The 2,066-nt window shown below is 69.3% G+C and carries 3 protein-coding genes; all 3 read left to right on the top strand.

The features are described 5' to 3' along the window. On the top strand, positions 1-784 hold a 784-nt coding region (locus tag VMD50_RS06355), incomplete at its 5' end, for a flavin-containing monooxygenase (protein WP_414686012.1). Between the two features lie 16 nt (positions 785-800). After that, the gene (locus VMD50_RS06350; protein ID WP_325425955.1) at positions 801-1,718 is read left to right on the top strand and encodes a metal-dependent hydrolase; all 918 of its coding nucleotides are present in this window, start codon (positions 801-803) and stop codon (positions 1,716-1,718) included. Between the two features lie 3 nt (positions 1,719-1,721). Beyond that, positions 1,722-2,066: alpha/beta fold hydrolase (locus VMD50_RS06345; protein ID WP_325425953.1), on the top strand; the 345-nt coding region annotated here is incomplete at its 3' end.

Below are 2,066 nucleotides of genomic sequence, written 5' to 3'. Positions count from 1 at the left end.
TGATCGGTTGGCGTACCGGGCGTACAGCCTCGTCTTCGACACCTTCGCGGTCGCGCTGACCAAGCCGGGGCTGCGGCGAAGGGCGATGGGGGCGCTGTGCCGGGCCAGCCTGCGTCGGGTGCGCGACCCCGGCTTGCGTGCCGCGCTGACGCCCTCCTACCAGCCGATGTGCAAGCGGTTGGTGGTGTCGGGCGGGTTCTACCGCGCGATCCAGCGCGACGACGTCGAGCTGGTCACCGCCGGCATCGACCACGTGGAATCGCGCGGGATCGTGACCGACGACGGCGAGCTGCACGAGGTGGACACCATCGTGTTGTGCACGGGGTTCGACACGCACGCGTTCTTCCGGCCGATGCGACTGACCGGCCGCGACGGCATCGCCGCCGACGACGTGTGGCGCGACGGGCCGCGGGCCTACCGGACCGTGGCGATGCCCGGTTTCCCCAACTTCTTCATGATGCTGGGGCCGCACAGCCCGGTGGGCAACCACTCGCTCACCGCGGTGGCCGAGCACCAGGCCGAGCACATCCTGGGCTGGATCCAGGTTTGGCGCCGCGGCGAATTCGACACCGTCGAGCCGACGCAATCGGCGACCGAGAGTTACAACGCGAAGCTGCGCGCCGCGATGCCGGACACCGTATGGACCACCGGCTGCGACAGCTGGTACCTGAACAAGGACGGGGTGCCCGAGGTGTGGCCGTTCACGCCGGCCGAACACCGGGCGATGCTGGCCAAAACGGATCTGCGAGAGTACGACTTGCGCAGGCACGCCGCCGCGCGCTGAGGGGAGGGGCCCCACGATGTTCACCGTCGACGACCAGGCAGCCGGTCCGCACAAGAAAGTGGGGGCGGCGCCGGATCACGAGCGGCTGGTCCTCGAGGCGCGTGACGTCGAGTTCGACTGGGCGAAGCTGCCCTTCCACTACGTGCCCGGCGAGCCGTTCACCACGCACGTCCTCAACGTCTTGCACCTGCTGCTGCCCGCGGGCGAGGAGTTCTTCGTCGACGCGTTCAAGAGGGCGCTGCCGTTGATCAAAGACGACCAGCTGCGCCTGGACGTCCAGGGATTCATCGGCCAGGAGGCCGTGCATTCCCGGGCGCACGCCAAAGTGCTCGCCCACTTCGCCGCCGCCGGCGTCGACCTGACCCCGTACACCGACCAGATCAGGTGGCTGTTCGAGAAGCTGCTCGGGCCCAGGCCGCGGTGGGGCCTGCGACGGCAGCACGCCTGGCTGCTGGAACAGGTTTCGTTCGTTTCGGCGATCGAGCACTACACCGCCATCCTCGGGGAGTGGGTGCTCGACTCGCCGGCCCACGATGCCATCGGCACCGACCCGGCGATGCTGGACATGCTGCGCTGGCACGGCGCCGAAGAGGTCGAACACAAGGCCGTGGCCTTCGACACCATGAAGCATCTGCGGGCCGGCTACTGGCGACGGGCGCGCGCCCAACTGGTGGTGACGCCGGGCGTTCTGCTGCTGTGGATTCGCGGCGTCCGATTCCTGTACTCGGTGGACCCGTACCTGCCGCCGGGAAGCAAGCCGCGCTGGCGGGACTACGTGCACGCGGCGCGGCGAGGTCTGGTGCCCGGCCCGCTGCGGTTCGTGCGGGTGGTCGGCAATTATTATCTGCCGGGTTTCCACCCGTCCCAATCGGGCGGGCTCGGGCCTGCGGTCGACTACCTGGCGGTCTCGCCCGCCGCGCGCGCGTCGCGCTGACCTGTGGCCGCAACCACATCGAGCGTCACCGCCTCCGACGGCGTCACCCTGGCGGTCCACCGGTACGCCGAGATCGACGCGGCGCGCCCGACCATCCTCGCCATCCACGGCTGGCCCGACAACCACCATTTGTGGGACGGGGTGGCACAGGAGCTTGATGATGGTTACCCCGGCCGCTACAACTTCGTGGCATACGACGTCCGCGGCGCGGGCGAATCATCCTGCCCCGCAAGGCGTTCCGGTTATGCGTTTGCGCAACTGGTGTCCGACATCGGCGCGGTGATCGACAGCCTCGGCGCCGGGCGGGTCCACCTGCTGGCCCACGACTGGGGGTCGATCCAAGCCTGG

Origin of the sequence: Mycobacterium sp., from assembly GCF_035506235.1 — a bacterium.
GTDB lineage: Bacteria > Actinomycetota > Actinomycetes > Mycobacteriales > Mycobacteriaceae > Mycobacterium.
The sequence above is the reverse complement of the archived record's forward strand: the minus strand, read 5'-3'. Positions and strand labels throughout refer to the sequence as shown.